The organism is Microbacterium sp. Bi128, assembly GCF_918698205.1.
On sequence record NZ_CAKKMM010001098.1, the window covers coordinates 1 to 1,726 of the forward strand.

Genomic DNA, 1,726 nt, shown 5'->3' on the forward strand with positions numbered 1-1,726 from the left:
TCGTCAGCGTCGCCCGCGGTGAGCCGTACAGGAGCCACAGACCCGAGACACCGCCGCCCGTTCCGACCTCGACGACGTTGAGCGCGCGGGAGGACGCGGCGAGCACGGCGATCTGCGCGCCCACGGCGGGGCTGATCGGTGCGGCTCCGAGCTCGAGCGCGTGCGCGCGTGCGCGTGCGATGTGCTCGGGTTCGACCGTCGACTCCTGCACGAACCGCTCGTTCGCTTCGTAACCGCTCACGTGGACCTCCCCGCTCAGGCTAGACGGCAGGGTGGTCCGGGCGTCCGAGGCGCGGCGGGTAATCTGAACTCATGTTCTTCGGCCTCACGATCGAGAAGCTCCTGCTGATCGGTGTGATCGCCGCGCTCGTCATCGGCCCCGAGCGCTTGCCCAAGTACGCCGAGAGTCTGGCCCGCCTGACCAAGCGCGCGAAAGAGACCATGCAGGGTGCGAAAACCCGCATGCGCGACGAAATGGGCCCCGATTTCGACGACGTCGATTGGCGCAAGCTCGACCCGCGCCAGTACGACCCGCGGCGCATCATCCGCGAGGCGCTCCTCGAGGACACGCCCACGGCGACGATGCGCGCGGCCGGCGCGGCCGCCCTGGCGACCCAGGCTTCGTCCGAGAAGCCCGCGTTCGTCGCCGGTGAGACGCCGCCGTTCGACGACGAAGCCACCTGAGAACTCAGCGCGGTCGGATCGGCAGCGCGCGTCCCGACAGCCCCCGCGGGCGTGCTGCGAGGGCGGCTGCGGCGGCTTCGATCGCGACGGATGCCGGGTCGTCGGGCCGGGCGATGACCACGGGGCGGCCGTCGTCGCCGCCGGTGCGCAGCGCGGGGCTGAGGGGGACGGATGCCAACAGGGGCACGTCCTCGCCGTGGCTCGACAGCGCTCGGGCGACGGCTTCGCCGCCGCCGGAGCCGAACAGGTCGAGCAGCGTTCCATCGGGAAGCGCCATCGCGGCCATGTTCTCGATGACGCCGACCGGGGTCTGACCGGTCTGGCGGGCGACGAGGCCCGAGCGGACGGCGACGTCGGCGGCCGCAGCCTGCGGGGTGGTGACCACGAGCACGTCGGCGTGGGGGAGCAGCTGCCCCACCGAGATGGCGACGTCGCCGGTTCCCGGGGGCATGTCCAGCAGCAGGATGTCGAGATCGCCGAAGTACACGTCGGTGAGGAACTGCTGCACCGTGCGGTGGAGCATCGGACCTCGCCACGCGACCGCGCCGGCGGCATCCTCGCCGGGACGGCGCAGGAACATGCCGATCGAGATGACCTTCACCCCGTACGCGACCGGAGGGAGGATGAGGTCGTCCAGACGCGTCGGCGCGGGGGGCAGACCGTCGGCGTCGACCAGGCCGAGCAGTCCGGGGATCGAGAAGCCGTGGACGTCGGCATCCACGAGTCCCACGCGAAGCCCGCGGGCGGCGAGGGCGACGGCGAGGTTCGCGGTCAGGGTCGACTTGCCCACGCCGCCCTTTCCGCTCGTCACGGCGATGACGCGGGTGAGGGAGTCGGGGCCGAACGGCATCTCGCGCGCCGCGCGACCGCCGCGCAGACGTTCGGTGAGCGCTCGACGTTCGTCGGGCGACATGACGCCGACGGCGACCTCGACGGCGGAGATCCCGTCGACGGATGCCGCGGCGGCACGGACGTCGCGCTCGATGCGGTCCGCGGCGGGGCAGCCGACGATCGTGAGCGCGATCGCCACCTCGGCGACGCC

Annotated in this window: 2 protein-coding genes and 1 pseudogene; 1 reads left to right on the top strand and 2 read right to left on the bottom strand. The window is 72.3% G+C overall.

Translation table 11 applies throughout. The features are described from left to right. Positions 1 to 241: pseudogene (locus LQV45_RS30130) on the bottom strand (methyltransferase); the annotation flags it as partial. Between the two features lie 71 nt (positions 242 to 312). On the opposite strand from LQV45_RS30130, the gene LQV45_RS30135 reads away from it, so the two are divergent. Beyond that, on the top strand, positions 313 to 684 hold the full coding sequence (locus tag LQV45_RS30135) for a twin-arginine translocase TatA/TatE family subunit (RefSeq protein WP_230010871.1): 372 nt from the start codon (positions 313 to 315) through the stop codon (positions 682 to 684). A 4-nt stretch (positions 685 to 688) separates the two neighbouring features. Here LQV45_RS30135 and LQV45_RS30140 read toward each other — a convergent pair. Beyond that, on the bottom strand, positions 689 to 1,726 hold a 1,038-nt coding region (locus tag LQV45_RS30140; protein ID WP_230010873.1), incomplete at its 5' end, for a P-loop NTPase.

Bases quoted from the DNA above. Each gene is read 5' to 3' on its own strand.
- LQV45_RS30135 (WP_230010871.1), top strand. From the start codon at position 313: ATGTTCTTCGGCCTCACGATCGAGAAGCTCCTGCTGATCGGTGTGATC.